Annotated in this window: 23 protein-coding genes; 13 read left to right on the top strand and 10 right to left on the bottom strand. The window is 47.5% G+C overall.

Annotated elements, in window-relative coordinates:
* The first annotated feature begins 79 nt into the window (after window positions 1-79).
* Both ON006_RS04940 and ON006_RS04935 read left to right on the top strand, forming a co-directional pair.
* On the top strand, window positions 80-1,501 hold the full coding sequence (locus ON006_RS04940) for an MBL fold metallo-hydrolase (protein WP_244819581.1): 1,422 nt from the start codon (window positions 80-82) through the stop codon (window positions 1,499-1,501).
* A 55-nt stretch (window positions 1,502-1,556) separates the two neighbouring features.
* The gene (locus tag ON006_RS04935; protein WP_244819582.1) at window positions 1,557-1,760 is read left to right on the top strand and encodes a YgaP family membrane protein; all 204 of its coding nucleotides are present in this window, start codon (window positions 1,557-1,559) and stop codon (window positions 1,758-1,760) included.
* 213 nt (window positions 1,761-1,973) lie between these two features.
* Here ON006_RS04935 and mnmE read toward each other — a convergent pair whose 3' ends face one another.
* Entirely contained in the window at window positions 1,974-3,341 is a 1,368-nt protein-coding gene (gene mnmE / locus ON006_RS04930) for a tRNA uridine-5-carboxymethylaminomethyl(34) synthesis GTPase MnmE (protein ID WP_244819583.1), read from the bottom strand.
* A 143-nt stretch (window positions 3,342-3,484) separates the two neighbouring features.
* Here mnmE and ON006_RS04925 point away from each other — a divergent pair, with 143 nt between their 5' ends.
* The 11 genes from ON006_RS04925 to ON006_RS04875 all read left to right on the top strand — a co-directional run bounded on the left by ON006_RS04925 (window position 3,485) and on the right by ON006_RS04875 (window position 16,065).
* Window positions 3,485-4,066, top strand: coding sequence for a 7-carboxy-7-deazaguanine synthase QueE (locus ON006_RS04925; RefSeq protein WP_244819669.1), 582 nt, complete (start codon window positions 3,485-3,487; stop codon window positions 4,064-4,066).
* Window positions 4,066-6,012, top strand: a complete 1,947-nt coding sequence (locus ON006_RS04920; RefSeq protein WP_244819584.1) for an OmpA family protein — start codon at window positions 4,066-4,068, stop codon at window positions 6,010-6,012. The genes ON006_RS04925 and ON006_RS04920 overlap by 1 nt, the downstream gene beginning before the upstream one ends.
* A 176-nt stretch (window positions 6,013-6,188) precedes the next feature.
* Entirely contained in the window at window positions 6,189-7,148 is a 960-nt protein-coding gene (gene trxB, locus ON006_RS04915) for a thioredoxin-disulfide reductase (RefSeq protein ID WP_244819585.1), read from the top strand.
* A gap of 81 nt (window positions 7,149-7,229) precedes the next feature.
* Complete coding sequence (locus ON006_RS04910) at window positions 7,230-8,306, top strand: peptidoglycan DD-metalloendopeptidase family protein (protein ID WP_244819586.1); 1,077 nt, start codon at window positions 7,230-7,232, stop codon at window positions 8,304-8,306.
* Window positions 8,307-8,319: 13 nt separating this feature from the next.
* The gene (bshB1, locus tag ON006_RS04905; RefSeq protein ID WP_244819587.1) at window positions 8,320-9,048 is read left to right on the top strand and encodes a bacillithiol biosynthesis deacetylase BshB1; all 729 of its coding nucleotides are present in this window, start codon (window positions 8,320-8,322) and stop codon (window positions 9,046-9,048) included.
* Window positions 9,049-9,310: 262 nt separating this feature from the next.
* Window positions 9,311-9,895: a hypothetical protein gene (locus ON006_RS04900; protein WP_244819588.1), complete on the top strand. Its 585-nt coding sequence runs from the start codon at window positions 9,311-9,313 to the stop codon at window positions 9,893-9,895.
* Between the two features lie 84 nt (window positions 9,896-9,979).
* Complete coding sequence (locus tag ON006_RS04895) at window positions 9,980-10,204, top strand: hypothetical protein (RefSeq protein ID WP_244819589.1); 225 nt, start codon at window positions 9,980-9,982, stop codon at window positions 10,202-10,204.
* A 108-nt stretch (window positions 10,205-10,312) separates the two neighbouring features.
* Window positions 10,313-10,882 carry a peptide-methionine (R)-S-oxide reductase MsrB gene (gene msrB, locus ON006_RS04890; RefSeq protein WP_244819590.1) on the top strand — a complete coding sequence of 190 codons (570 nt, stop codon included), beginning with the start codon at window positions 10,313-10,315 and terminating at the stop codon, window positions 10,880-10,882.
* A gap of 240 nt (window positions 10,883-11,122) precedes the next feature.
* Window positions 11,123-12,313 (top strand): DUF4856 domain-containing protein, encoded by a 1,191-nt coding sequence (locus ON006_RS04885; protein ID WP_244819591.1) that lies wholly within the window; start codon window positions 11,123-11,125, stop codon window positions 12,311-12,313.
* Window positions 12,314-12,401: 88 nt separating this feature from the next.
* Window positions 12,402-13,526 carry an imelysin family protein gene (locus tag ON006_RS04880; protein WP_244819592.1) on the top strand — a complete coding sequence of 375 codons (1,125 nt, stop codon included), beginning with the start codon at window positions 12,402-12,404 and terminating at the stop codon, window positions 13,524-13,526.
* Between the two features lie 118 nt (window positions 13,527-13,644).
* Window positions 13,645-16,065, top strand: coding sequence for a TonB-dependent receptor domain-containing protein (locus ON006_RS04875; RefSeq protein ID WP_244819593.1), 2,421 nt, complete (start codon window positions 13,645-13,647; stop codon window positions 16,063-16,065).
* 3 nt (window positions 16,066-16,068) lie between these two features.
* On the opposite strand, the gene ON006_RS04870 is transcribed toward ON006_RS04875, so the two are convergent.
* The 9 genes from ON006_RS04870 to ON006_RS04830 form a co-directional block, all read right to left on the bottom strand.
* The gene (locus ON006_RS04870; protein ID WP_244819594.1) at window positions 16,069-16,455 is read right to left on the bottom strand and encodes a VOC family protein; all 387 of its coding nucleotides are present in this window, start codon (window positions 16,453-16,455) and stop codon (window positions 16,069-16,071) included.
* A gap of 38 nt (window positions 16,456-16,493) precedes the next feature.
* Window positions 16,494-17,186 (bottom strand): DUF3575 domain-containing protein, encoded by a 693-nt coding sequence (locus tag ON006_RS04865; RefSeq protein ID WP_244819595.1) that lies wholly within the window; start codon window positions 17,184-17,186, stop codon window positions 16,494-16,496.
* On the bottom strand, window positions 17,183-17,947 hold the full coding sequence (locus tag ON006_RS04860; RefSeq protein WP_244819596.1) for an LVIVD repeat-containing protein: 765 nt from the start codon (window positions 17,945-17,947) through the stop codon (window positions 17,183-17,185). Before ON006_RS04860 ends, ON006_RS04865 begins: the two co-directional genes overlap by 4 nt.
* A gap of 64 nt (window positions 17,948-18,011) precedes the next feature.
* Window positions 18,012-18,548: an LVIVD repeat-containing protein gene (locus ON006_RS04855; RefSeq protein WP_244819597.1), complete on the bottom strand. Its 537-nt coding sequence runs from the start codon at window positions 18,546-18,548 to the stop codon at window positions 18,012-18,014.
* A gap of 106 nt (window positions 18,549-18,654) precedes the next feature.
* Window positions 18,655-19,656, bottom strand: a complete 1,002-nt coding sequence (locus ON006_RS04850; RefSeq protein WP_255772828.1) for a type II toxin-antitoxin system HipA family toxin — start codon at window positions 19,654-19,656, stop codon at window positions 18,655-18,657.
* Window positions 19,653-19,979 carry a HipA N-terminal domain-containing protein gene (locus ON006_RS04845; RefSeq protein ID WP_244819599.1) on the bottom strand — a complete coding sequence of 109 codons (327 nt, stop codon included), beginning with the start codon at window positions 19,977-19,979 and terminating at the stop codon, window positions 19,653-19,655. Before ON006_RS04845 ends, ON006_RS04850 begins: the two co-directional genes overlap by 4 nt.
* Window positions 19,979-20,197, bottom strand: a complete 219-nt coding sequence (locus ON006_RS04840) for a helix-turn-helix domain-containing protein (RefSeq protein WP_244819600.1) — start codon at window positions 20,195-20,197, stop codon at window positions 19,979-19,981. Before ON006_RS04840 ends, ON006_RS04845 begins: the two co-directional genes overlap by 1 nt.
* Before the next feature lie 293 nt (window positions 20,198-20,490).
* A complete protein-coding gene (locus ON006_RS04835; protein ID WP_244819601.1) occupies window positions 20,491-25,212 on the bottom strand; it encodes a VPS10 domain-containing protein in 4,722 nt (1,573 codons plus the stop codon).
* A 34-nt stretch (window positions 25,213-25,246) separates the two neighbouring features.
* Window positions 25,247-26,329 carry an amidohydrolase family protein gene (locus ON006_RS04830; protein ID WP_244819602.1) on the bottom strand — a complete coding sequence of 361 codons (1,083 nt, stop codon included), beginning with the start codon at window positions 26,327-26,329 and terminating at the stop codon, window positions 25,247-25,249.
* Between the last annotated feature and the right edge of the window lie 22 nt (window positions 26,330-26,351).

Genomic DNA, 26,351 nt, shown 5'->3' with positions numbered 1-26,351 from the left:
TTGTTGGGTGACAAATGTCACCGATTTCGCTGATTCGATTCCTGAAATTTGTACACATCAAGAACAAAATAAAAATCATATGAAAATTGAACAAATTTATACCGGGTGTCTTGCACAAGGTGCCTACTATATTGAAAGCAATGGAGAGGCCCTCGTGATAGACCCGCTCCGAGAAGTAGATCCCTACATAACGCGTGCGGAGAAGAGCGGCGCGAAAATTAAATATGTATTGGAAACACACTTTCATGCCGACTTTGTCTCGGGCCACATTGACCTGGCTGAGAAAACAGGGGCACAGATCGTGTTTGGACCAACGGCCAAGCCAGGGTTTAAAGCGTATGTGGCAAATGACGGCGAAGTACTGCGACTCGGAGATGTGACAATTAAAGTATTGCACACGCCCGGCCATACGATGGAAAGTACATGCTTTCTGTTGAGTGATGCAACTGGCAAAGACATCGCCATTTTCACCGGCGATACGTTGTTTATCGGAGATGTTGGCCGTCCTGACCTGGCACAAAAAGTCGTGGCTGATCTCACGCAGGATAAACTGGCCAGACATTTATTTACATCATTAAGAACCAAGATCATGCCCCTGGCAGACGATATCATCGTGTATCCTGCTCATGGTTCAGGCAGTGCTTGTGGTAAAAATATGAGTAAAGAAACGAGCGACACACTAGGTAATCAGAAGCTATTCAACTACGCTTTGCGTGCAGACATGACCGAGGAGGAATTTGTGAAAGAGGTTACCGATGGATTGATGCCGCCCCCAGCCTATTTTCCTGAAAACGTAATGATGAACATCAAGGGATACGACAGCATTGATACGGTAATGCAGCGCGGAAATTCCGCTCTTGATCCTGATGCATTTGAAGCAGCGGCCACTGAAACAGGCGCCATCCTGCTTGACACACGTGAAGCCCAGGTTTTCGCCCAAGGCTTCATCCCCAATTCGATCAACATCGGCATTGACGGAAGTTTCGCGCCGTGGGTCGGTGCGATGATCCCTGACATCAAACATCAAATACTGGTGATCGCTGATGACGGCAGAGAAGAAGAAGTGGTAACCAGGCTCGCCCGTGTCGGTTATGATTATACGATCGGCTATCTAAATAGCGGCTTCGAGGCGTGGGAAAAAGCAGGTAAAGAAATCGATCATATAGAATCCGTTACTGCGGTCGAAATGGCACGGCGACTTACAAGCAATCATGACTTGACCGTGCTTGATGTAAGAAGAGCCAGCGAGCATTTCTCTGAGCATGTAATCGGATCGGAGAATATTCCATTGGACTACCTCAATGACCACCTGGCTGAAATCAGTAAAGACAAAACCTATCTGGTTTACTGCGCGGGCGGGTACCGTTCAATGATTTTTAATTCGATCCTCAAAGCCCGTGGTTACGATAATCTGATTGACGTCCAGGGAGGCTTTAAAGCAATTAAAGAATCCGGCCTTTTTCAGATAAGCAATTACGTCTGCCCAAGTACTATGTTATAAATCAGAGTGCCTACCTGTCCGACAAAATAATCTTTAATCATTTAAATGTCATAATATGAAATCAAACATGGGATCTGCCGATAAAATAATTCGTGTGCTACTCGCCCTTTCGGCTGCGGTATTATACTTTACAGGCATAACATCTGGAACGCCAGGTATCGCTTTGATGGCGATCGGGGCCGTATTGCTGGTAACGTCCTTTCTGAATTTTTGCCCGCTCTACACGATTTTCGGTATCTCCACCAGAAATAAAAAATAAACCTATGGGACTCTTATCTTCATTATTCGTAAATAAGAGAAGTAATCTCTCCCATTTTTCCGACCTGTCAAAACCGCCTGGTCTTGAGGGACAAATGAGGGACAAAAATTAGTAAATCATTCAGGAAAGAGCAAAATAAAACGTCTGAAAATTTAGATCAAATATCTAGTTTTCAGGCATTTGTATATTAATACTTAGTAGTATTCTATGTGTTTACTTCCCGATACAAAACTTACTAAAAATATTATCCAAAAGATCATCCGTCACAATTGTCCCCGTAATCTCACCCAGATGATGTAGCGACAGTCTGATGTCCTGCGCCAGAAAATCACCTGTAATCCCGGTGTTGAGTCCGTTGAGCACGTCGGCTAATGCTTCGTTGGTTTTGAGCAGGTGCTCGTAATGGCGCAGGTTGGTTACTACCGTGTCACCTGCCGCTTGCCGGTGCACCAATGACACCAGTCTATCAGTCAGACCTGCCAGTCCTTTTTGGGTTTGAGCCGAAATCTGAATGACTTCCTGGTGATCAACGGCCAACTTCTCGCTTAGATCTGAGTGCAGGTCAATTTTATTTAAAACAAACAAAACCTCTTTCCCTGCCGGTAAATCACTGGCGAGCTGTTTATTTTCCATTAAAGTTTCCTGGCTGTCAAAAAGGAAAATGACGATATCAGCCTTTTCCATTGCCGCTTTGGAGCGCTGTATCCCAATTGACTCCACCAGATCAACCGTTTGGCGGATTCCAGCCGTATCTATAAATCTGAATTTAAGCCCGCCGAGCACGATCGTGTCTTCGATCACGTCCCTTGTCGTGCCGGCAATGCTTGTCACAATCGCTTTTTCCTCGTTGAGCAGTGCATTCAAAAGTGTTGACTTGCCTACATTGGGCGAGCCGATGATGGCAACCGGTACGCCTTCTTTAATTGCATTGCCGAAATCAAAGGAATCAATCAGCGGCGCAATCGTAGTTTGCAAGGCATTGATCAAACGCCGCAGATCCTCGCGCTGCGCAAACTCGACATCTTCTTCGCCAAAATCCAGTTCAAGCTCTATTAATGAAGCAAAATGAATCAGCTCGCTGCGAAGTGAGGCCAGCTTTTTAGAAAATCCACCCCGAAGTTGATTCAATGCGGTTTTATGGCTGGCCTGAGAATCTGCTGCGATCAGATCGGCGACAGCTTCGGCTTGCACCAGGTCAAACTGGCCGTTCAGGAAAGCACGCTGAGTGAACTCCCCGGGCTTGGCAATTCTCGCCCCCTTGGTAATGAGCAGTTTCAGTATCTGGCGGATAATGTAGTCAGAGCCATGGCATGAAATTTCAACCGAATCTTCTTTCGTAAATGATTTTGGTGTTTTAAAAATCGTGACCAGTACCTCATCAATCACTTCCTCCTCTGACCGTATCGTCCCGAAATGAACGGTATGACTTTCCGCGTTTTCAAGATTTTTCCCTCCAAAGACCGAATTAACCATTGCAATAGCGCCGAGTCCGGATACCCGGATGATCGCAATAGCACCCACGCCAGATGGGGTTGCAAGCGCGCATATGACTTCCTGTTGATGGATTTTCGCTGTATTCATAATGCAAATATGCGACTAAATCTGAATTTCGTACCTTTGTGGGATTTTCCAGCCGCTTTGGTTGTTACACTTTTTTAAACATTTGTCTTCTTTAAATTTTGCTTACTGAAACTTCACCGATCCTCACCCATCAGCTTCCCGTCATGGAGGCCTTCTATACCCTGCAGGGCGAAGGCCAGCATAGTGGCAAAGCGGCTTACTTTATCCGCCTGGGCGGCTGCGAGGTGGGTTGTCACTGGTGTGATGTAAAAGAATCCTGGGATGCGAGTCTTCACCCCCGACACAGTATCACATCCATTGTGGATGGAGCATTGCAGTATCCAGGCCGACTGGCGGTTGTTACCGGCGGCGAGCCATTGATGTATAACCTGGATGAGCTGACTGCTGCCCTGCAAAGGGCGGGGTTCAAAACAAACATTGAAACCTCAGGCGTTTATCCATTCACCGGTCATTGGGACTGGGTGTGTTTTTCACCGAAAAAGTTTAAAACCCCACACCCGGACATCTATCAAAATGCCCATGAGCTCAAAGCCATTATCTACAATAAAAGTGATTTTGACTTTGCAGAAGAGCACGCCAGCCAGGTTTCGGGCGACTGCGCGCTACTGCTCCAGCCAGAATGGAGTAAGCAACAGGTGATGCTGCCTTTGATAATTGACTATATCAAAGACAATCCCAAATGGAAAATGTCGTTACAAACTCACAAGTTTATGAATATTCCATAATGCGCCGGGTTCTGATTTTTTTTCTGTTATTAAGTCTTCACACACTGCACGTTGCCTCAGCACAAGATGCTACTTTGCCGAGACGGGCACGGGAAATTTACGACAAAGCGCAGGCTGCCTGGCAGGCGCGCCAACTCGTAGAAGCTGCTACGCTCTTTGAAAAAGTGCTTCAAGAGGTCCCCGACAGCTATGACACGCACTTGCGCCTTGCGCAGATCTATGAATTGCAGCGGAATGTCGACCTGGTAAAAAAACACTATTATAAGGTAGTCGCATTGAAACCAACGGCCCCTCAATCTGCCGGGGCTTTTCAATGGTTGGGCCGCTATCATTTCAATGCCGAGCGCTACGACTCAGCACAGGTTTATTTCGAAAAGGCCTACCCATTGTTTCCACCCAAATCAAGTCTTTCAAGACTAGCCGAAAAATCCATTGCTTCTTCCATATTTGCGCAGCATGCAATCAAAAATCCGCTTGTGATCCAGAAACGTTCGCTGGGCGATACGGTCAACTTTCTGGGCACGCAGTATTTCCCGGTCATGACCGCTGATGATGAGACGCTGATATTTACCGGGCTTACCGAAAATAGGGACGAGAATATTTACATTACCCACCGCAAACAAAATGGCCGGGCCGCGGACGGCGGGGCCACCGATGGCCGGGCCGCGACCGGCTGGGAAGTACCAGAAGAGATTTCAAAAGCAATCAATACGTCCAACAATGAGGGCACATGCAGTGTGTCGGCCGACGGCCGGACGCTGGTTTTTACAGCCTGCAACCGGCAGGATGGTTTTGGAAGCTGCGATCTATACATTTCCCATAAAGACGGCAGGGATTGGAGTGCGCCAGTCAATCTTGGTCAGCAGGTCAATACCCGTGACTGGGAGTCGCAGCCGTCACTCTCCGCTGACGGGCACACATTGTACTTCGCTTCCGACCGCAAAGGCGGGCAGGGTAAAAGAGACATCTGGATGACGCATTTAGATGAAAAGAAACAATGGACAAACCCCAAAAATCTGGGCACGACTATTAATACCTCAGACGATGAAAACGCGCCTTTTATCCATGCCAACGGACGCACGCTTTTTTACGCCTCCAATGGCCTGACCGGTATGGGCGGTTTCGACATTTTTATTTCCCAAAGAATGGACACGGTCTGGTCACCCTCAAAAAATCTGGGCTATCCCATCAACACGGTCGCCGACCAGGTAGGTATGTTCATTGCTTCCGATGGCCAGAAGGCCTACTATACCGATGATACTTCCGAAAGAGGCAAAACACGCTCGCTGATTTACACCTTTCAGCTTCCCGAGTCGGTTCAGCAGATGATCATTCCCACGCGCTATGCCAAAGGAAGGGTTTTTGATAAAAAGACCGGTACCCCGCTGGCCTCGGAGATTGACCTGTTTGATTTAAAAACCCAGCAAAAAGTAGGCGCATTTACATCTGACGGTAAAACCGGCTCATTTCTGACGGTCCTTAACAGTGGTGGAGAATACGCTTTTTATGTTTCCAAAACAGGCTACCTCTTTAAAAGTCTTTCCTTTACCGTCAATGATTCTGCCTCTTTTGTGAACCTTGATATTCCGCTGGAAGCCATTGAAAAAGACCGGGCCGAAGTACTCAACAATATTTTCTTTCACACCGGCCAGTACGAGCTTGACGACAAGTCAAAGGTGGAGCTCAACAAGATGGTCGAATTTTTAAATAAAAACAGGAGCATTAAGATTGAGATTTCCGGTCACACCGACGATGTGGGCTCGGACAGTGAAAACATGGAGCTTTCCCGTAAGAGAGCGTTGTCTGTACAACAATATTTGCATAAATCCGGGGTTAGCACAGAAAGGATCTCCTCAAAGGGTTACGGTGAGACAAAACCCGTGGCTGCCAACGACTCAGAAACCGCCCGCCAGATGAACCGGCGCATTGAATGGCGGATACTCTAATAGAATTTGCATAAAGAACTGAAATTTCGCACTTTTGTCGATCAGCCAATGTTGTATTTGACGAGTACAACCATTGCATTGCCCCAATAAGCACACTTGAATGCCTGGCTAGGCTCTTCTTTATTTTACAGTAATAATTAACAACATTCGTCATTAACAATTAGTATTTAATAAATATGTCATCTGAGAAAGTTTCTTGCCTGATTATTGGCTCCGGCCCCGCCGGTTACACAGCCGCTATATATGCTTCCAGAGCAGGATTGAATCCTGTACTTTACCAAGGTGCCCAACCAGGCGGCCAGCTGACGATCACTACCGAGGTAGATAATTATCCAGGCTATCCCGACGGAATTACAGGCCCTGAAATGATGATCAATTTTGAAAAACAGGCCAAGCGTTTCGGAACCGACGTTCGCTACGGCCTCGCAACCGAAGTGGATTTTACGACCTATCCTCATAAAGTGATCATCGACAATAAGCATGAGATCCATGCTGATTCAGTGATTATTTCGACAGGTGCTTCCGCCAAATGGCTGGGCCTTGAAGATGAAGAAAGGCTAAATGGCCGCGGTGTTTCTGCCTGTGCGGTCTGTGATGGTTTCTTTTTCCGTGGTCAGGATGTAGTGGTGGTTGGCGCGGGAGATACTGCCGCTGAGGAAGCCAGCTACCTGGCTAAGCTTTGCCGTAAGGTATACCTGCTCGTGCGTCGCGACGAAATGCGCGCATCTAAAATCATGCAGAAAAGAGTGGAAATGCTTCCAAACATTGAAGTGCTTTGGAACACTGAAACTGTTAAGCTCAATGGTGAAGATGGACTCGAATCTGTATTGGTTAAAAATAATAAAACCGGCCAGGAGCAACTTTTGGACGCAACTGGTTTCTTTGTAGCAATAGGCCACAAACCCAACACAGATATTTTCAAAGGTTACTTGCATATGGATGAGACGGGCTACATCCAAACCATCAAAGGAAGCTCCTGCACGAATGTAAAAGGTGTTTTTGCTTGTGGTGATGCGCAGGACAATGTATACAGACAAGCCATTACCGCCGCCGGAACGGGCTGTATGGCGGCATTGGATGCCGAAAGATTTTTGATGGAACGCGAAGTGGACATTATTATCGAAGAGACAGCTTAATTATTTGCCATACCCCTAATTTGAATCAGGCTATGCTCAGGACGTCAAACGGCGAGTATAGTCTGATCTGATTTTATCCCTATGAAAGTAAAGCTTATTGTAAGTTTGCTAATGACCGTGTGTTTGATCTCCTGGAACACGCAAGCGCAAGAGCGAGGAAAATTCAAAAGAAATCCTAAAATCAATCAGTCCGGAAACAACGCCAACGAAGGACCTACTACCAAAGTGACCGTTCCGCAAGCCGAGGACGAGTACCAGGTAGAAACTTCCAATCTTAAATTTCAAAGCCAGTTTGAACCTGTCAAGCCCCTCAATCCGGTGGTGAGCGAGGATACCACTACCCTTGATGAAGGCGAGACGGAAGTTGTGCAGGTGGAAGATTCAATACTGGTGGCCGACGAATGGGTAAAAGCAGCAGAATATTACGTGATCTGGGATGCACGCAGCATTAATCCCTACGGGTTGAGCCCACTGGAATTTGACGAACCGGTCGATCTGAAACTGTATGATCCGGCTGCCAACCGCATGTGGAGCACGCCCATGACCCGCACGCCAACGACATCCAATTTCAGCTACCGCTGGGGCCGCTGGCACAATGGTACGGATCTGGACCTTGAAACTGGCGATACGGTGCGCTCGACTTATGACGGAATGGTCAGGATTGTGGCATGGGACGGTAGTGGTTACGGCCGTTTCATTTTAGTCAGGCATTATAATGGACTGGAAACACTATATGGCCACCTTTCAAAACAATCCGTAGAATCCGGTCAGCTGGTCAAAGCCGGAGAAATGATCGGCCTGGGCGGTAACACCGGCAGAAGCTCAGGTTCTCACCTGCATTATGAAAACCGGTACGAAGGCAACCCGTTTGACCCCAGAAACATTTTTGACTGGGACAATGCGGCCATCAAATCTGACCACTTTCTGCTCACCAGTTCCGCCTGGAATCACCTCAGGGGCAAATCCAACAAAAGTGAATTCGAGGCAGGGGATGCGCCAGTGGCCTATACCCGCTCTATTTTGCACAAAGTACGCTCCGGTGACACGCTGGGCTCGATTGCAAGCCGGTATGGGGTAAGTATTTCTTCGATCGCCCGGCGCAACAGAATGTCGACGCGTTCCACATTAAGGATCGGACAGAAGCTTCGCATCAAATAACCTGACAAAGTTTATGAAACTAGATATTTTAGCCATCACGGCCCATCCCGACGATGTCGAACTATGCTGTGCGGGCACGCTCTTGTCTCAAATGGCACTGGGCAGAAAAGTGGGCATTGTAGACCTTACCCGCGGCGAGCTAGGCACCAGAGGTACCCCGGAAGGCCGGATTCAGGAAGCCCAGGACGCGGCGGCGATCATGAATATCGCAGTGAGGGACAATGTGGGGCTTGCCGACGGCTTTTTTGCCAACAATGAAGCCCATCAAAAAGCAATTATTCCCTATATCCGCAAATACCAGCCTGATATTGTTATTACCAATGCCGTAAACGATCGCCACCCCGATCATGGAAGGGCCGGACAGCTGGTTGCCGACAGCTGCTTTTACTCGGGGTTGAGAATGATCAAAACCTACGACGAGCAAGGCAATGAGCAGGAAGCCTGGCGCCCCAAACATATTTTCCATACCGTTCAGGACCGCTATATCTCTCCGGATTTTGTCGTTGACATATCGGCATTCCACGATCTGAAAGTTGAGGCGATCCGCGCATTCAAAAGTCAGTTTCATGTGCCTGAATACCAGGGTGAAGACCAGCCCCAAAGCTACATCTCAACACCCGAGTTTCTAGAATTCGTTATAGCCCGCGCCCGGGAAATGGGACATGCCATCGGCGTCTCATTTGGAGAGGGTTTTACGAGCGCTAAAAAACTGGGAGTAAAAGATTTGTCAGCCTTTATTTAGGGTCAATATTTTCATTCCGCTCCCATGGGCGACTTCCCTCCTGGCAAGTCACCCAAAGCACTATTGATCAGATCATTGACATTTTGTCTGACGAGCTCACCAATGTACTAGGCCCACAGATTCAAAAAAGGGTAATAATAGATTGAAACCGCTACAAGTTGTCGAAAATTTGTCAAATTAATTCAATGACAAATAGAATTAATTAACTTTTTTATATACTTGCGGGCACATCAATCATTATTCACTTTTATTTAGGCATTCCATGAAAAAAAGTCTAATGTATCTCTGGCTCCTGGTCTTACTGGGTGCGAGCTCCTGGTCCTGTAAAGACGATGACAAAACACCTGAGTCTTACAAGCTCGAAGATTCCTGGCTGCCAGGCTGGACATCACAAAAAGTGCTCGACATTGCCAAAGGCCAGCGCCCTGACCCATCTGTTTACCTTGACCAAAAATACATTGTCTACCATCTGGGTGAATTTGCCAATGGGGCCGCCTACCTGGTCACCAAAAAAGCACTGGACGATTACGGCCGTGATACGCTCGGTTACCCCGACAACACACAGTTTGTGATGCCTAAAAGCGAAATGGACGCACTTCTGGCTAAGACCAACAAGGATATCAGTAAAATTGAAAAAGAGCTTGGCATCCCGGCCGGCAGCTGGACGGGCAAAGAAATGGTAAAAATCGAAATACAGGACCCCAAGGCACTGCGGCTCCGTATGCCATCCGGTAATGAGATGGGCGCTAACAGTCTCTGGCTACCGGGAGGCCAGCTTCCAACCGGATATCCCGAGGCCGTCATCAACAAGATCCCAAAGGGAAAATACACTGAAACTCCCCTTTAAAACGAAAAGGCCAGTACATTTGTAAATGCACTGGCCCCTCGTTTTTCAGTGCTATCTTAGCTGTTTAAATAATTCTTTTTTGAGATGCGGGAAATTGCCAGGGAGCCATGGAGCTATACTTTTACAGAACAAGGTCCGGGTGACTATATTCTGACTGTCGTATGTGGCGGTGCGGGCCTTTATGACTATTCGATCCGGCTGGATCAGCAGCAGGTAGCAGGTTATCAAAAAGAAGGTATGCCATTCATTTTAAGGCTCATCGAGCAGGTACGCTTTAACCAATCCCCTTTCGAAAAGCAAAAAGTCTGACCCGCAAAATGTTCCGGCGATGCCGATCATATATTAAAACCTGAGAGCTACTCAACTTTTAGCTCGCCGATTTCGTATATATAGAATAAACCATCAAATCAGACCAGCATGAAAAAATCACTTTTGCTTGCCATGTTGGGGACCGTAGCAGTTTTGCTGCAAAACTGCTACGGACAATCCTCATCAGAGCAAACTACCCAAACCAAAAAAAGCGCAGAATACTCTCATACTGACACTTCGAAAGTAAATAAAAACAACAATGACTGGCAGAAGATCCTTTCACCGGAAGTATACCAGGTAGCCAGGCTAAAAGGTACTGAAAGGCCATTTACCAGTGCATTTGAGCATTCCAAAGAGATTGGCACATTCTATTGTGCCGTTTGCGGTAACCCGCTTTTCAAGAGTGATGCCAAGTACGAAAGCGGCTGCGGATGGCCCAGCTTCTTTGAGCCCATCAATAAAAAATCAATTATTGAAGCCAAGGATAACAGCCTCGGCATGAGGCGCATTGAGGTCATGTGCGGACGTTGCAAATCGCACCTGGGCCATGTTTTCGACGACGGGCCCCCTCCTACCGGACTTCGTTATTGTATCAATGGGGTCGTGCTGGACTTTGAGAAGGCTAAAACAGCAGAAAAGAAATACAACGGAAAAAAGAAAGCCAACGCAGGCAGCTGATCTGACCTGTATGGAGTCAGAAAAAACCACTCATTGCTGATGGAAGGGCAACGTCCTTATAATCAGCAACGAGTGGTTTTTTCATTGGGCAAATTAAAAAAAAAGTTGGTGAATCACTTCCACAATTTGTTCTAATTCTAAATAAAGCCGTATGTTTGCCCGGATTTATTATTGGTCTAAATAAGCCAAACGTACAATATAAGCCAAACGTACAATCCCTAACATATACGGTATATAACAATGCTACACCTTAACTCAAAATGGCAGGCGATCCTGCTGGCGTCCCTAGTGGCTTTCGCTGTCACTTCCTGCTCTGACGACGATGAAGGAACACCTGTACAGCCAGATTTGCGCGCTAAAATTGATATCGCCAAGGCCACACCTACTACGCCATACAAGGCCCTGTTCACAGATGCAAAAGGCGACACGACGGTTGATCTCAAATCAGGAAATGACCGCTACAAGATGTTCCAGGCCCTTAATTACTACCTGGGTTCTGCCGTCAGAGACAGCGCTGTGCTTGAGGCTACTGTGATGAAGAATATGTACGCCAACACCGCCAGTCCGTTTACAGACATTAAAACGTCCACCATCTCTATCAAAGGAGCGGATCTGAATGCTTCTGAGGTGCAACTAAGAAACGTTACAGCTAATTCGAAATCTTCGGCGGAAGCTGAGGCCAACCGTGTTGCAATAGAAGGTTATTTTACTTCCATGGCCGACGCTAGTAAATCTGTGAAAGCGGCTGCTTCCAAAGGCGTGGCCGGAAAACTGGGAACCTATCTGGTCAACAAGCAAGGCATTGAAATAGCGCAAATCATTCAAAAAGGATTGATCGGTGCTGTTCAGCTGGACCACATCAGCAACGTGTTGCTCGATAAAGGACTTACCGCAGATAACAGCGCACTGGTTTCAGGCAAAAAATATACTGCCTTGGAACACAACTGGGATGAAGCCTACGGTTTGTTGACATTGAACCCAATTTACCTGGCTGGCGCGACCGACGCTGCCAGAAATTCCAACGAAAGCTTTATTGGATCTTACCTGTGGGAATACAACAAGGCCAGCTATGCAAAAATCCATCCTGCATTTTTGAAAGGCCGCGTTGCGATCGTCAACAAAGACAATACTGAACTGAAAACGCAGGCCACATTTATCCGTACCGAAATGGAGAAAGCCATCGCTGCTGCCGCATTGGGATACCTCGGTAAATGGAAAAGCGCAGCAACCGATGCAGCCCGCGCGCACGCCATCGGCGAAGGCCTTGGCTTTATTTACTCGCTTCGCTTCTGTACGATCAACGGTGCTGATGCTGCATTTTCAGACGGCCTGCTGGGTGGACTGGTCGGTTCACCAAACGGCTTCTGGGATTTGACTAACGAAAAAATAAATGCTGCTTCTGACGCTATCACGGCCAAATTCAAGCTGTAAGCACATTCAAAAATAGATTCATGTCCAAGGTGGATTGACAACATTTTGTCAATCCACCATTGTTGTTTAAGATCTAACCACTAATAGAATGAAAAAATACCTTGTGCTGCTGCTGACATTATCACTCTGGGCCTGCTCTGACAGCGGCGACAAACCCGAACCGGTGCCCGTTGACGAGGATAAGGACCGCAAAGTAATGCTCTCCTACCTGGCCAGCCAGATCATTATCCCCTCTTATGATCAGTTCAAAGTCAAATTTGATGCGATGGTTGCCAAATCAAATGCATTTGCTGCCAAGCCCGACGCTGCAACGTTAGCCGATTATCGCGGCGCCTGGGCAGATGCCTATACGGAATGGCAAAAAGTGGAGCTCTTTGATTTTGGTCCCGGGGAAAAACACACGATCCGTAATTTTTTCAATATCTATCCTGCTAGTGAGCTGGGTATCGCCGCTAACATGGCCGATCCTGCTTCCAGCCTGGACGTACCGAGCTCCTACCCCAGCCAGGGATTTCCAGCCCTGGATTATCTGATCAACGGGCTTGCTGCTACCGACGCGGCCATACTCACCGAGTATACCACCGCACCGGATGCCGCCAAAAAACTGGCCTATATCAAGCGTGTCAATGAGCGGATGAGCTCGATTCTTAATACGGTGATCACCGAATGGAAAGGCCCTTACAATGCGACTTTTACCACAAAAACAGGCCTGGATATCGGCTCTTCCACTTCGCTGCTGGTTAACGGATATGTGCTTCATTACGAGCGCTACATCCGTTCCGGAAAATTTGGTATTCCCTCTGGCGCCATGCTCAATGGTGTTCCTGCTGCTGAGAAAGTAGAGGCCTACTATAAAAAGGATTTGTCGCTAACGCTGGCCAAAACGGCACATCAGGCCTATATTGATTTTTTCAATGGTAAAGATGTTAAATCCGGCGGGTCTGGTCCTTCTTTGAAAACCTACCTGAATGCACTAGGGGCCAAAGACAGCGCTACCGGTAAGTCGCTCTCCGAGCTGCTCAACAGCCAATTTGAAGCAAGCAACGCCAAACTCAGTGTGTTGAAGCCTAACCTTTTCGAAGAGGTCAAGACCAACAACCAAGCCATGAAGGATACTTACACGGAAATGCAGAAAGCGGTGCGGATGCTGAAAGTGGATATGAGCTCGGCCATGAGCATTACCATTACTTACACCGACAACGATGGGGACTAGGCCGCAAAGGCACTTTTGCAACCTGGTAAAAATTTCACCTGGCCCGCAGGGATTCGAATGTATCTTTGCCGGCGCATTTGCAGCCCTCCAATTCAGTTCCGCATTTTACTATTGAAAGATGAAGCCAAAGGTCTTTAACCTGTTTTGCATATTACTGCTTGTCTCGACTGCTTCCATCGCCCAATCCCGATTTTCAGGACAGGTTTTTTCAAGATCAGACAGCACGGTCATCCAAGGTTGCCTGATTTATTTAAGTGATCAGCTCAGCGTTCTCACCGATAGCAGCGGAGCATTTCTTTTTCAAAGCGTTCCCAATGGCAGCTACACCCTGCAAACAACTGTATCGCATTTCAGGGTATTGAAAAAAAACATTTCTATAAGCGGCAAAGACATGCACCTGGACCTTTACCTGACCTCTTCGGATCAAACCTTGCAGGAGCTGACGGTCACAGAAAAATCTACTGATTTTGGATTTTCACGGCTCAGGGGTGTGGAAAGTATGGGGATTTATGAAGGAAAAAAATCAGAAGTCATTACCCCTGAGCAGCTGGTCGCCAATTTATCCACCAACAACGCGCGCCAGGTGTATTCCCGGGTGGCAGGACTGAACATCTGGGAAAATGAGGGAGGCGGTTTACAGCTGAGCATTGGCGGCCGCGGTCTTGACCCCAACCGCACTTCCAATTTCAATGTCCGCCAAAATGGGCACGACATCAGCGCCGATGCGCTGGGCTATCCGGAAAGTTACTATACCCCTCCTATTGAGGGCGTGGGCCGCATTCAGATCGTGCGGGGTGCAGCCTCCTTGCAGTATGGCACGCAGTTTGGCGGGCTGATCAATTTTGTCATGCGAAAACCGGTTCAAAACAAGAAATTAGAGGTAGTCGCCCGGCAGAGCATCGGTTCGTTTGGCTTTTACAATGCCTTCACCAGCGCCAGTGGCAGCATGGGAAAACTGAGCTACTATACTTTTTATCAATACAAAAAGGCCGACGGCTGGCGGGCTAATTCTCATTTTAACAGTTCGACTCTGTACGCCGATCTGGACTATAAGCTCTCAGAGAAAACATCGTTGGGCCTGGATGTGACCCATATGGACTACCTGGCCAAACAGCCCGGCGGGCTTTCGGATGCCATGTTCAAGAACGATGCCCGGCAGACCAACCGTGAGAGAAACTGGTTTCAGGTGGGATGGAATATGATGGCCCTGCATTTTGATCACAAGTTCAATGCCACTAGTGACTTTAATCTCAGGGTTTTCGGTCTGGCCGCTCATCGCTATTCGCTCGGGTTCAGGCCTAACCGGGTGGCGACCATCGATGATAACAGTGAGCGTGATCTGATCAAAGGCAATTTTACCAACTGGGGTGCGGAAGCCCGCTATCTGAAACGTTATTTTGTGGCCAAGAAAATGGCCGTTTTGCTGGTGGGAACCCGTTACTATCACGGTTTCAACCACAGTCTTCAGGGTCAGGGGTCAAAGGGTAAGGATGCCGATTTCAGCTTTGTTGAGCCTGAAAGGTTTGTTACCTATGACTACCGATTTCCAAACAGAAATGTCTCTTTGTTTGCCGAAAACGTGTTTTACCTCAGTGAACGCTTGTCGGTTACGCCCGGCGTCCGTTTTGAATACATTAAGACAACTGCCGATGGTTTCTATGGCAATATCTCGCGTGATTTGGCCGGTAACATCATCAATATTTCCAAAACCACAGAGCAGCGCAGCAATGGGCGGCAGTTTGTGCTAGCAGGCGTGGGCGTCAGCTACAAGCCGCATTCAAAGGTTGATCTGTATGGAAATATCTCTCAGAACTACCGCTCGATTACATTCAGTGATATGCGCATCGCCAATCCTTCCTCGGTGATTGATCCCGATCTGAAAGATGAAAAAGGGTATTCTATTGATTTGGGTGTCCGCAGTCATCAAACCGCCCTTTACAATTATGATATCAGTCTATTTTATCTGAATTATAATAACAGGATCGGTGAAGTTCAGTTTTACGATGAAAGCAACAGGGTCCTCAGATTGAGAAGCAATGTGGGCCAGGCTATCATCACAGGCATTGAATCGTATGCCGAAGCAGATTTTTTAAGGCTGGCCCTGCCAGACTCGAAAGATTGGAGCGGCGTGGTTTTCTCTAATCTTGCATTGATTCAATCCGAATACAAACACAGCGAAGTGCCAGGGGTTCAGGGCAACCAGGTGGAATTTGTGCCCAAAGTCAATCTTAAAACCGGACTAAGAATCGGATATAAAAAGCTGAAAGGCTCCTTTCAGCTCACCAGCCTGAGCGACCAGTTTTCGGAGGCAACCAATGCGACCGATGGCGGCGTATCCTCGGTTGTGGGCCTTATTCCAGCCTATCAAATTATGGACCTGAGTTTTTCCTATGAATGGAAAATGTTGAAAATAGAATCCAGCATCAACAATTTAGCCAACCAGATGTATTTTACCAGACGTGCCACGGGCTACCCCGGTCCGGGTATCCTGCCCTCAGACGGTCGCGGGTTCTACCTGACAGTACAGGTAAAGATCTGATAGTTACAGCGACGGGACCGAATGCAATGCGATCCGGTTTCCTTCCGAGTCCAGAAATGCCGCCATATAACCATATTCAGGGCTGATTTGCGTCTTGGGTACCAGAATGCTGCCACCTGCCGCTTCGATCCGATCGAGGATGATTTGCACATCCGGATTGGCATTCAGATAAATCAGTGGCCCGTCGGTGGCCGATGGCCTGTGAAACCCTTGGCTGTATACCAGCGCCCCTCCTACTCCACTCATCATGTTATCGATGGGAAACATTCGCATTTTCAGATTGGGAGTATCGAGCGGGATGAGCTGGATCTGAAATAGCGTTTCGTAAAAAGTAGCGGCACGGTCCAGGTCCGTGGTAGGGATTTCAAACCAGCTTATTGCATTGTCCATGGTGAGGGCATATTAGGATGGATGTCCCGCCAATATAATCAATCGCTGAATTTTCCCAAAACCAACCCGAAATGAAATCCCAGCACCAGGCTGGGAACCATCTCCCCTGTTCCCGGACTGGTATTGGACCACATTTCCCTGGGCTTGGAGTACCTTACATTTTCCAGGCCAGCCGTGATGGCCCTCACACCGATGTGCCGCATGCCAAATCCCGTGAAAAGATCCAGGGCTATTCGACTACCCAGATAGAATTGCCAGCCCATTCTGGCATGCCCGGCGGCGACAAACCGGCCGATTTTAATATCCCTGTTTTCAAAAAATCCGCAGGTACCCATCTCGTTGCAGTCCATTCCGACCCATTGATTATCGCGGTACACCACTTTTTTGTATAGAAATTCACCACCCACATATCCCCTGACGCGGCGGCCGTCAAAATAATAATACCGGAGCTGGGTCCTGCTTTTGAAGATTTCCTTGTTGGGCGGGTTGACCTCGTCGGTATACCAAATGCTAAAAGAAGACTGTCCATAGCCCAGGTCTTCTTGCAGGCTCCATCCACTTTTGCCCAGCGGAACCTCCACACCAAACTGGACCGTATTGTCAGCGTCGAAAAGTGGTAGGGGCGAGAATTTGACGATCACATGGTTTTTGGCCTTTTCAACATCAATTTGCGCCAAAACCTTCTTAAATGGAAAGAAAACGCATGCCATGCAAATCAGCGAAAATCTCATAGGACCGGAATTTTACTTAGTAGTTCAATCGTGTCGGTATCGTCATATTGGTATTGGAACAGCCCTTTTTTGCCGGTAATGATCAGGTGCTTACCCCGGGAAATCACATCGTAGGACGGCAGGTCGTGAAAGTAATGCTTGTATATGGGTACTGCCGGGTTGGAAATGTCCATGACCCGGAAACCCTTATCGCCCTCGCAAACAAAGAGCCTATTTCCCGATGCGCTCAGTCCGTAGGGTGAATCCATGGCTTGGCTGTTGACAAGCACTGGTTTAACCGGATCACTGATATCGACCACATCCAGGGAGCTTAATGTGTTCCCAATCCGGCAAACCACACCGCTTCTCAGGGTTACATAAGCATATTTTCCCTGCACAACCACCGGATCACAGGACTGTATGTGGGTGAATTTGGAGAGCAGTACAGGCTCTTTGGGTCTTGTATTATCGTAAATGTACATCCCATCGCTGGCCCCAATGAAAAGATTGTCCTTGAATGGAAAAATGGTTTCGATGCCCAGGCCCATGTCTTTGGTCACCGATTTGACAGGGTTTGCACCTTCGCTAATGTCATAGACTTCCAAAGACCGCTTGGAGACAATGTAAAGGGTACTACCTGTGATGGCAAACCGAGCCATGGATCCGCCAGTACCGGACTGAGGGTTTAGTGCCGAATCATTGCCCCCATCGCAGGAGGTCAGAATGATCAGCAGGCCGATGATTGCCAACCCTATGAAAAACAAAGGTGCCAGTCTTTTCATGATACCATTAAAAATTAAATAGATCTTGTATGGATTGTTTTAACGCAGGATCGCCTGATGCGAATTATCTGAAACATCTTGGCTGCTCAGGCATAGGGACTTTTTCCCAACCGATGACTACCCCCTTTTTACTTTCAACACATTCAAAATAAATGTTTTGGTAAGGCGGGTAGTTACTGACCGGTATGGCATCCGCGACTTTTTTGGCCAGTTTGGGTGTCTTGGGATCGCTGATATCGAAGACCAGTAAATTAGAAAGGTTATCAGCATAAAGAAACTGGCCCTTGGCGGCCATGTCGTAATTACCTGTAATGGCAATAAATGAGAGGTTTTCCGGGTTTTTCGGATCAGTATTATTGATGATATGAATCCCCTTTCCCATTTCATTGATAAATAGGTACGGGTCTGAAACGTAGATTTTGCCAGGTTCGGTCAGCGGTTTAGCCGCCGTAAACTCGATTTTGGCCACTTCATCCGCACTGGCATAAATGGGTTTATAGCCCGTGCCATCAAATTTGACTCCATTGACAGGCTCCCTGGGCTCCGGCAGACAGGACAGCGAAATAAACAGCAGAAGCAGTAAATGAAGAGATTTTTTCATGGCCAATGTAGTCAGGATACCCATTTTCCTTTTAGACACCATGTTGCATAATATGGTTGCATCCGTTTTGTCGAAACGGGAAATATTTGTGGGTAATAGAGCTGAGCTACTTTTCCATCTTGACAGGTGGCCACTCCATGCTCATCCTTTTGAGTCTGTCTTTGTAATAGCGTTTATAATCTGCTTTGATTTGATTTTCTAAGAATGATTTATCAATCAAAGAATCAATAGCATCATCTCTGCCAATGAATTCATTGATCATTTTATTGACACGGCTTTCTTTAATTTCCAATACCCTGCCGAATTCCAAGAAATCCTCACCAGTGCAAAAGCCCGGGGCATCATAAGCCATGGTAAACCGCTCTTTTAATAGCATCAGGGCCATATCCGATTCATTGGGAGAATGTATCCGGGTGCAAAGCAGGTCGTAGGCAGGTGACAATATATAATCCCCTTCATCGATTTGGATTATAGAGAAGTTTTTCACGTGGGCGTCACCATTTGAAAATACATAATTGAAAAGCACAAGCCGGAAGAACTTTTCAATTTCTATTGGATACATGGAAATGTGAAGTTTGATCAGCTCGCCAATTTCCTGGTAGGATAAATCATACTTAAAGTTTTTGCTGTGGGTTTCTTCGGTTAACTGAGCAATTTGGGCAAAGTCCTCCTGTTGAGATTTTGTGCCATCTGCCTTGACATCAAATCTTTTGACCAGATAAGCCGGGGTTCGGTCATTGAAGTATACGATCGCGTTAGCGGGGACGGTGATTTTGAAAAGTTGTCTAGCCAATTGCATGGTCAAATGCTCATTAGCAGGCGCTTGATCCAGGTTTTTGAATTGACCAGAAGGAATAGGTTTGAGTAGGTATTGCCCAGCAGTGTCAGTAAGAATCAGTTTGTTGTCCTGCAAACGCATAGAGTATTTTACTTGAACACCTGAGATTGACATTTTCTTGGTCAAGTCCCGATAAAGATCCGATTCCTCTTTGAAGGGTGAATTAAATGGTAAAATGTGATCGACTTTTTTTCCATTAAACAGGTCTGCCAGGCATTTTTTACAATAACCGGCCCTGTCTATTTCCTTGAAACACCCGTGACAAATCATAATACCTCTCTAACTGTTATTGATCCTATTGTATCAGATTTTGCTGTTGCCAACAATAGACTAAAATGGTCATTTTCGTCTATTCTTAATAATCTACATTGGGTTTGCTTATTGACTCCCTCGGATAGTAAACCGTAAAAGAACGGGAATAGAACCTTGGAAGCATATGCTTGCTGTACCTTTGGAAAAGAAAGACTGATCGCAAAACAATTCGGATCTTCCAGGTAAGAATCCTCATACCGGAAAGTATACTGCTGGCGACCGGTTTTTATAAGGGTGCCAGCCAGCACATCATTATTATATATATGTGCCTTTCTAATCATTACCTGATTACTTCCAGTTTGATCTCCATACCAAGAACTTTACAAATACGCAACAAGGTTTCAAGTTCCGGGTTGGCCACTCCTTTTTCGATATCTCTAAGGGTACGAGGGGAAACCCCGGCAATGTCTGCCAGTTCTTCCTGTATGATCTTTCGGGATTTACGTCTGCTTTGAATGATTTTCCCGATTATTTCTTTCTCTCCAAATTTGATATGCATGGTACCTGACCGGCATTAAAGTGCCTATTTTACCCAAATATAGTAGGCACTGATATAAATTCCAATAAAACAGCAGTATAATTCCGATAATAACCACAAACCATCCATTTGTGATTCAATCTCCTAAAAGCGGCAGTATAACTCCTGTATTAGATATTACTTGCTGGATCTTCATACACCCATATAGTTTAGTCAATAAAAGATCATGGGACTGCTTACGGGCGCAGTAATAAGCTTCTTGAAGGAACCTTGCCAGACTCAAAGTCCGGATTCAATTTCTTAAAGTCCTGGCATCATTTGACTATATCTTCCACCGCGGCTTGATCACCCCTTGCCGGACCGTGCCAGATGCCTCCTCCAAAGGTTACAATAAATATTTTTTCAGGGTCACCAGGGTCAAGATCCACACGTTTTCCCCACTTGAAATTGTAGCCTTTGATTCGGCTCCACGTATTCCCCGAATCCGCAGATCTGTATGCAGAACCATTAAATCCACAGGCGTAAAAGGTGTTGATGCGCCCGTCATAAGTAATGTCGTGTATATGCTGATCATGGTGCAAAACCTGTTTCCAGCTTTTGCCATCGTCATCGGAAGCAAAAATTCCGCCTCCGGTATCCTGCGAGAACTTGCCACTGGCTCTTTTTCCCCAGCCAGAAAGGATTAGCCGTTGCCCGTTTTGCGGATCGACAGCCAGACTGGTGGGGCCATTGGTGCCTTCGGGTAATCTCACCTTTGTCCACGACTCAGCGCCGTCCGTGGAGCGGTACAATGCACCGTCCCCCGCACCGACGCTACCCTTTTCGCTTCGCCGGCTCACTACCAGAAACAAAGTGTTATCCTTTTCTCTTTTCACAATGCGCCAGGCAAAGGGCTCATTTCCCTGGATCCCATTATTTTTCTGTTTCCAGCTCTTGCCGCCATCGCTGGATTTGTAGACGCCCTTGCCAAAAACGCAGACATACAACGTCCGGTTTTCAGGATCGCTCGCCGGGTCGATCAGAATGTGGGTCGCGGCCCCTTCGCCAATGTCATGACTAATGGGCTTCCAGGTTTGGCCTGCATCCTCACTGAGCAGTACACCGCCTTTGTAATCCTTGGTTCCGTTTTTTCGCCACATTTTGGGTCTGGGCAGATCATGTGTTCCGCTCATGACCGCCCAAACGCGACCCTTTACTTTCGGATCAAATTCAAGCCAGTAAGTACTATTGGCCCAGGCGCGCGGAACGCCATTATTTTGGGTCGCGCTCAGCCAGCTTTCTGCTCCGTCTTTGCTTTCCATCAGCCCGATATCCGTATTGGCGATGAATACATGGCTGCTCTCAAAAGGATCAAAAACCACTGCATAACTCGTTGTTACTTCCAGTCCACGGGAAATCCAGCCACCGCTATTCTTTTTTCGGGTATAGACCTGCTCCCAGCTTTTACCGCCATTGCTGGATTTGACGGTTCGACCAAAATCAGTTGCATAACAAATATCCGGATCCGAAGGTGATACCCCTATTGAAAATGGGTTTTCCCCCCAGCTCGGCCCGAAGCGTTCATTGATCCATCCGTTTTCAAAGTTTTTGGAGACGACATTCTCATTTTTGGTCAAGTCGTCTTTCCATGCAAGCGCCCAGGTTTGGCCGTAATCCTCACTTTTGGCCACGCCAATGCTGGTAGTGTCCGCGTGCACTTTCAAATTCGCGTAGGATACATATACCACTTGTGGGTGCTGCGCGCTGGTGGCAATACTTCGCCACTCGGGATCCGCAGCGCCTTTCACTGCCCATTTAATTAGCCCAGCCTGCCTGTTTTCCCAGTGCTTACCACCGTCTTTGGTAAAGTAAATTCCCGAGTTTTCCTGGTCAGCATTAAAGTAGGACGTTCCGGAAATGGCGTAGATCATAAAGCGCTTACTTTTCTTGTCAAAACCTGCTGCAAACTCAGTAAGCTCTGTAACATGGGTATTTCTATTGATTTCCCACGCGCCCTTTTCCCGTTTGGTAATCGCATTTTGGCCGCATACATAGATCGTCCTATCGTTTTCGGGCGAGCCAGGGTTAATGTAAATGTTTTTGATTTTCCCCGTCAGCTGCCGCTCTTTGCGCCAGGTGATCCCACCATCTTTTGAAGTATAAAAAGCTGAACGCGCATCCATTGAACTGTCCCCGATGGAAATGGCGGCATATACCTTTTTTGAATCAGCCGGATCAACCGCAAATGCCTGCACTTTCCGGTCCATACCATCATTTGTTATCAGCTTCTCGCTGGCATGATCGCCTTGGGAAACAATACCGCTGAGATCGGATCCAGAAGGATAAAAAAGCGACCAAGTGCTGCCCCGATCGATACTTTTGTAGAGTCCGATCGAATTGGCATAAACCGTATTGGAGTCAACCGGGTCAAAGACAAAGTAGTTAACAGGCCCTTTGAGGTTAAACATGCGCCACGAATTACCCCCGTCATCAGTGGCAAACGAGCCTGTCATATCACAAGCCACCATCGCGCGGCTGGGGTTATGCGGGCTGATGGCAGGATAAAACATCGCCCCTCCCCCGCCAAAGCCGACAAAGCCCCATTGATCATTTCTTCCGTTCGGATTCTTGTATTTTGAATGCTCCCTCAAAGCAGCCCCATGCCAGACGCTGGATCCAAAAGTATTGATAAAAATCTGCCCGGGATCATTGCGGTCCACGGTAATGCGATGGCCCCAATGAAAATCGTAGCCTTTGATCTTATGCCAGGCTTTCCCGTAGTCATCACTGCGGTAAGCGGCACTGTTGAATGTATTGCAGTAGAGCCTTCCCCCATGATAGGGATCTGCAGTCACATCGTATACATATTGCTTTTTGTCAAAAATGCTTTTCCAGGTTGTCCCGTTATCTTCTGAGAGGAATATACCGCCGGGGATTTCGAGTTTTTTATTTCCTCCAGTTGATCGCGCCACCTCTCCGCCAATCAGATCGCTGAGATCAATATCTGCCCAGCCCGCCAGGTAAATACGGTCTGGACCCTTGGGGTCATATTCGATACCATTTGGGAAAAGGAGTCCGTCGGTAACATTGAGCTTCGTCCAGTTTTCGGCCCCGTCGGTTGACCTGTAAACTGCTCCCGAATAAAACTCTCTCCCTTTTTTACCGTTTTTGTGCGCAGGTGTTGCGCTTACCGTCAGAAAAAGGGTGCCGTTTCCGGTCCGGGTCAGCTCGAAAGCGCAGGTATTCTCGCCAATCCCTTTATTTTTCAATCGCCAGCTTCTGCCATCGTCTGTTGATTTGAAAACCCCTTTAGAATACACACTGGCATACAATGTGCGCTTGCCCGGAGCGGAGCTCGGGTCCAGCACAATGCTGGTTGCAGGTGAATCCATTCCCATGCCTTCAATGCTGGGCTGCCAGGTTCTGCCGCCATCCGTCGAGACGCAGACTCCGCCTTTGGCGCTCTTTTTCCAGGCAGGGTTTCTGGTCATTTTCCCGCGCGGATAATCATGCATTCCCGACCAGACCGACCAGACTTTTCCCTTTATCTTCGGGTCAAATTCGAGCCAGTAGCAGGTATTGACCCATTCGGCAGGAACTCCCTGGACGGAACGCGTCCAGCTTTTACCGCTATTGAAACTGTGATGAAAGCCAATATCGGTGTAGCTGATGGCAATATGACTGCTGTCGAAAGGGTCAAAATGTACGCCGTAACTGGTAGTCACGTCGAGTCCTGTGCTCTTGTAGCTGCCACCCGGTTGCGGCTCGCTGTAAATTTCATTCCATGATTCGCCGCCATCGATGGTTTTCATCGTCCTGTACCAATCCGTAACGATGGCTATTTTTCCATCCAGCGGAGATACGCCCACATCCATCAACCGGATGTACTCGCCGCCAAATGCCCTGGCCGCCCACGCGTCTTTCAGATTTGCCGCGTCGACGCCATCCCTGACACCATACTGACCTGAACCTCCCCCACCTTTCCATACCCAATCCCAGTTTTTACCACCATCACCTGTTTTCAATACGCCATACCAATAAATAAACCCGCCGTCTTTTTTTTGCTCATAACGGTTGGTAACCAAATACACCTGCCGGGCATCGAACTCGGCGCAGGAAATCATGGAATAGCTAGGTTTTGTGCCTGCCTGCGCATTGGTTACCAATGTGTTTTCGCTCTGCTTCCAGCTACTGCCTTGATCCTGAGAAATCCAGAGCTCGCTATGGCCGAATTCCTCCTGGATCTGTTGCCCAGGATCGTGGTGCAGTGCATAAAATATTTCCTTTCCGCCCTTTGATACGCTGCCTGCCGTAAAGCAGAACGCGGGACTCATTGCCTTCGGAAACATTTTGGGGACGATTTTACGGGTGGTTTTATTAAAAACAAATGCCGATTCCCCGGTAAAGACCATCAGTTCATTTTTGAGTCCGCAGCCATTGCTGTACAAATATTCGATGCGCTTTCCGATATCTTTTTTCTCCCAGCTTTTGCCGCCATTGAAAGAGTAAAACAAATACGGCCCCATACTAAAATACAATGAAGCTGAGCGGACCGGGTCCACACGGATAGCCCCTATACGTCCCTCTTCCATTTCATAAAGGGAGCCGGCCTTGGTCTGAATCTGAAAAGTAGCGTGGTCGCCGGAATATGACTGGCTGAGCACGTCGGTTGGGGAGGGGAATATTTGCTCCCAGGTTTTGCCGCCATCCATGCTTTTGTTTAAAGTATTGGAACCAATGTAGATGGTGTTGGAATCCAAAGGATCATAGGCAAAACTGTTGGCCCCGTTTGGAAGATTGATCTGATCATAGGACTTACCCCCATTTTTAGTCAGATAGGATCCTGTCCTATCACATCTGAGCAAAAACTCTGAGACGCTGTGATAGGAGAATGTTGGGATAAAAATAGCCCCGCCCCCACCCGGGCCGATCTTCTCCCACTGCGGCCTTTGCTCCTCCTTTATGTCATTGTCATCGAATGCAAAACGGAATGCCAAAAAACCTGCCAGCACAAGCAGGGAAAGTGTGGCTCTGCCCACCTTGTTGAAATACAACATTTTCTAATGAATTAAACGGTTATAGCAGCCCAGGCTATTTTCTGCTCAGTATTTGGGCCGCGTTGGTTTTGTAAATTTTCTTTAAAACCGCATCACTGAGCCCAAAGCCTTGCAGCGGCCAGTGGTAACCCGTCAGATCAATAGCATAAAAATGTTCATCCTTGGTTTCCAGTACCCTGAAAGTGGTTTCATACATGTAGTCGGTGGCCTGCATATCGGTCCCGTATAAGAGCTTATCCTGATACTTTTCAAAAAATTGATGCATATACCTCGGTATCGGCGCGATCTCGGCATACCTGGCGGCAAAATCTGCATACAGGTTTTGGTATTGGGACAACAAGCGCCCCAGAATGGTCAGATCATATTCGCAATTGGCTAAATGACAGGCAATGAATGTCGTCCCGGGGTTGTCACGCACCACATTTTCAAGCGTACGGATCAACGCACCATGCCCCAAAAACCCTGGTTTACTTTGGTCGACTCTCCACTCGAAGGCATTCATCAAGCCGTCATTGGTTGAGTCGGCCGGCTCGTACATCCACATTGGTTCGGCAACATGGACATTCACCGGCAACTTCAACTGGCCGCATTTCTCAAACAAGGGCTTCATGCGCTGATCATCGATATGCATGCCGTGCGCGGCCACCGGCTTGGAAAAAACCTCCCCAAGGCCTTTATCACCCAGCTCGCCTACACCTTTGGCGCCAAGCTTTGCGCATCGTTCCAGCTCTTTGACTGCTTTCTGACTCCATCCAGGCTTGTTATAACCCGTATAATCAAAGCCGCACCATAGCTCAAAACGCTCGCCGTAAGGCGCATAGGCTTTATAGACCGAGTCAAACCCTGCGCCAGTCAGCATGGTAAGTATGATGGTTTTTTCGATTCCAAAACGATCCATGCGCTTTACCCATTCTTTCAATTCGGCATCGGTCTTCACATTACCCTGGTGGGCATGCATGTCGATGACCGGATGGCTGGCTTTGGTAATTTTGGTTACCGGAATCTTGTAAATCGAATGCGGCCGGTAGTTTTTCAGCAGCAGGGAATCTGCCCGTTGGGCCGGGCAGATTCCTATAGAAATGATAAAAAGCAATGTGTAACCGAGGAATTTTAACATGCTATTGGAAGGTCAGGTTGAT

The organism is Dyadobacter pollutisoli, from assembly GCF_026625565.1.
In the GTDB taxonomy this organism is placed as follows: Bacteria; Bacteroidota; Bacteroidia; order Cytophagales; family Spirosomataceae; genus Dyadobacter; species Dyadobacter pollutisoli.
Note: the sequence above shows the minus strand (reverse complement) of the source record. Positions and strands in the feature narration are given on the sequence as shown.

Excerpts from the sequence above, each read along its gene's own strand:
- ON006_RS04940 (WP_244819581.1), top strand. The coding sequence starts at position 80 with ATGAAAATTGAACAAATTTATACCGGGTGTCTTGCACAAGGTGCCTAC.
- ON006_RS04935 (WP_244819582.1), top strand. The coding sequence starts at position 1,557 with ATGAAATCAAACATGGGATCTGCCGATAAAATAATTCGTGTGCTACTC.
- mnmE (WP_244819583.1), bottom strand. The coding sequence starts at position 3,341 with ATGAATACAGCGAAAATCCATCAACAGGAAGTCATATGCGCGCTTGCA.
- ON006_RS04925 (WP_244819669.1), top strand. The coding sequence starts at position 3,485 with ATGGAGGCCTTCTATACCCTGCAGGGCGAAGGCCAGCATAGTGGCAAA.
- ON006_RS04920 (WP_244819584.1), top strand. The coding sequence starts at position 4,066 with ATGCGCCGGGTTCTGATTTTTTTTCTGTTATTAAGTCTTCACACACTG.
- trxB (WP_244819585.1), top strand. The coding sequence starts at position 6,189 with ATGTCATCTGAGAAAGTTTCTTGCCTGATTATTGGCTCCGGCCCCGCC.
- ON006_RS04910 (WP_244819586.1), top strand. The coding sequence starts at position 7,230 with ATGAAAGTAAAGCTTATTGTAAGTTTGCTAATGACCGTGTGTTTGATC.
- bshB1 (WP_244819587.1), top strand. The coding sequence starts at position 8,320 with ATGAAACTAGATATTTTAGCCATCACGGCCCATCCCGACGATGTCGAA.
- ON006_RS04900 (WP_244819588.1), top strand. The coding sequence starts at position 9,311 with ATGAAAAAAAGTCTAATGTATCTCTGGCTCCTGGTCTTACTGGGTGCG.
- ON006_RS04895 (WP_244819589.1), top strand. The coding sequence starts at position 9,980 with ATGCGGGAAATTGCCAGGGAGCCATGGAGCTATACTTTTACAGAACAA.
- msrB (WP_244819590.1), top strand. The coding sequence starts at position 10,313 with ATGAAAAAATCACTTTTGCTTGCCATGTTGGGGACCGTAGCAGTTTTG.
- ON006_RS04885 (WP_244819591.1), top strand. The coding sequence starts at position 11,123 with ATGCTACACCTTAACTCAAAATGGCAGGCGATCCTGCTGGCGTCCCTA.
- ON006_RS04880 (WP_244819592.1), top strand. The coding sequence starts at position 12,402 with ATGAAAAAATACCTTGTGCTGCTGCTGACATTATCACTCTGGGCCTGC.
- ON006_RS04875 (WP_244819593.1), top strand. The coding sequence starts at position 13,645 with ATGAAGCCAAAGGTCTTTAACCTGTTTTGCATATTACTGCTTGTCTCG.
- ON006_RS04870 (WP_244819594.1), bottom strand. The coding sequence starts at position 16,455 with ATGGACAATGCAATAAGCTGGTTTGAAATCCCTACCACGGACCTGGAC.
- ON006_RS04865 (WP_244819595.1), bottom strand. The coding sequence starts at position 17,186 with ATGAGATTTTCGCTGATTTGCATGGCATGCGTTTTCTTTCCATTTAAG.
- ON006_RS04860 (WP_244819596.1), bottom strand. The coding sequence starts at position 17,947 with ATGAAAAGACTGGCACCTTTGTTTTTCATAGGGTTGGCAATCATCGGC.
- ON006_RS04855 (WP_244819597.1), bottom strand. The coding sequence starts at position 18,548 with ATGAAAAAATCTCTTCATTTACTGCTTCTGCTGTTTATTTCGCTGTCC.
- ON006_RS04850 (WP_255772828.1), bottom strand. The coding sequence starts at position 19,656 with ATGATTTGTCACGGGTGTTTCAAGGAAATAGACAGGGCCGGTTATTGT.
- ON006_RS04845 (WP_244819599.1), bottom strand. The coding sequence starts at position 19,979 with ATGATTAGAAAGGCACATATATATAATAATGATGTGCTGGCTGGCACC.
- ON006_RS04840 (WP_244819600.1), bottom strand. The coding sequence starts at position 20,197 with ATGCATATCAAATTTGGAGAGAAAGAAATAATCGGGAAAATCATTCAA.
- ON006_RS04835 (WP_244819601.1), bottom strand. The coding sequence starts at position 25,212 with ATGTTGTATTTCAACAAGGTGGGCAGAGCCACACTTTCCCTGCTTGTG.
- ON006_RS04830 (WP_244819602.1), bottom strand. The coding sequence starts at position 26,329 with ATGTTAAAATTCCTCGGTTACACATTGCTTTTTATCATTTCTATAGGA.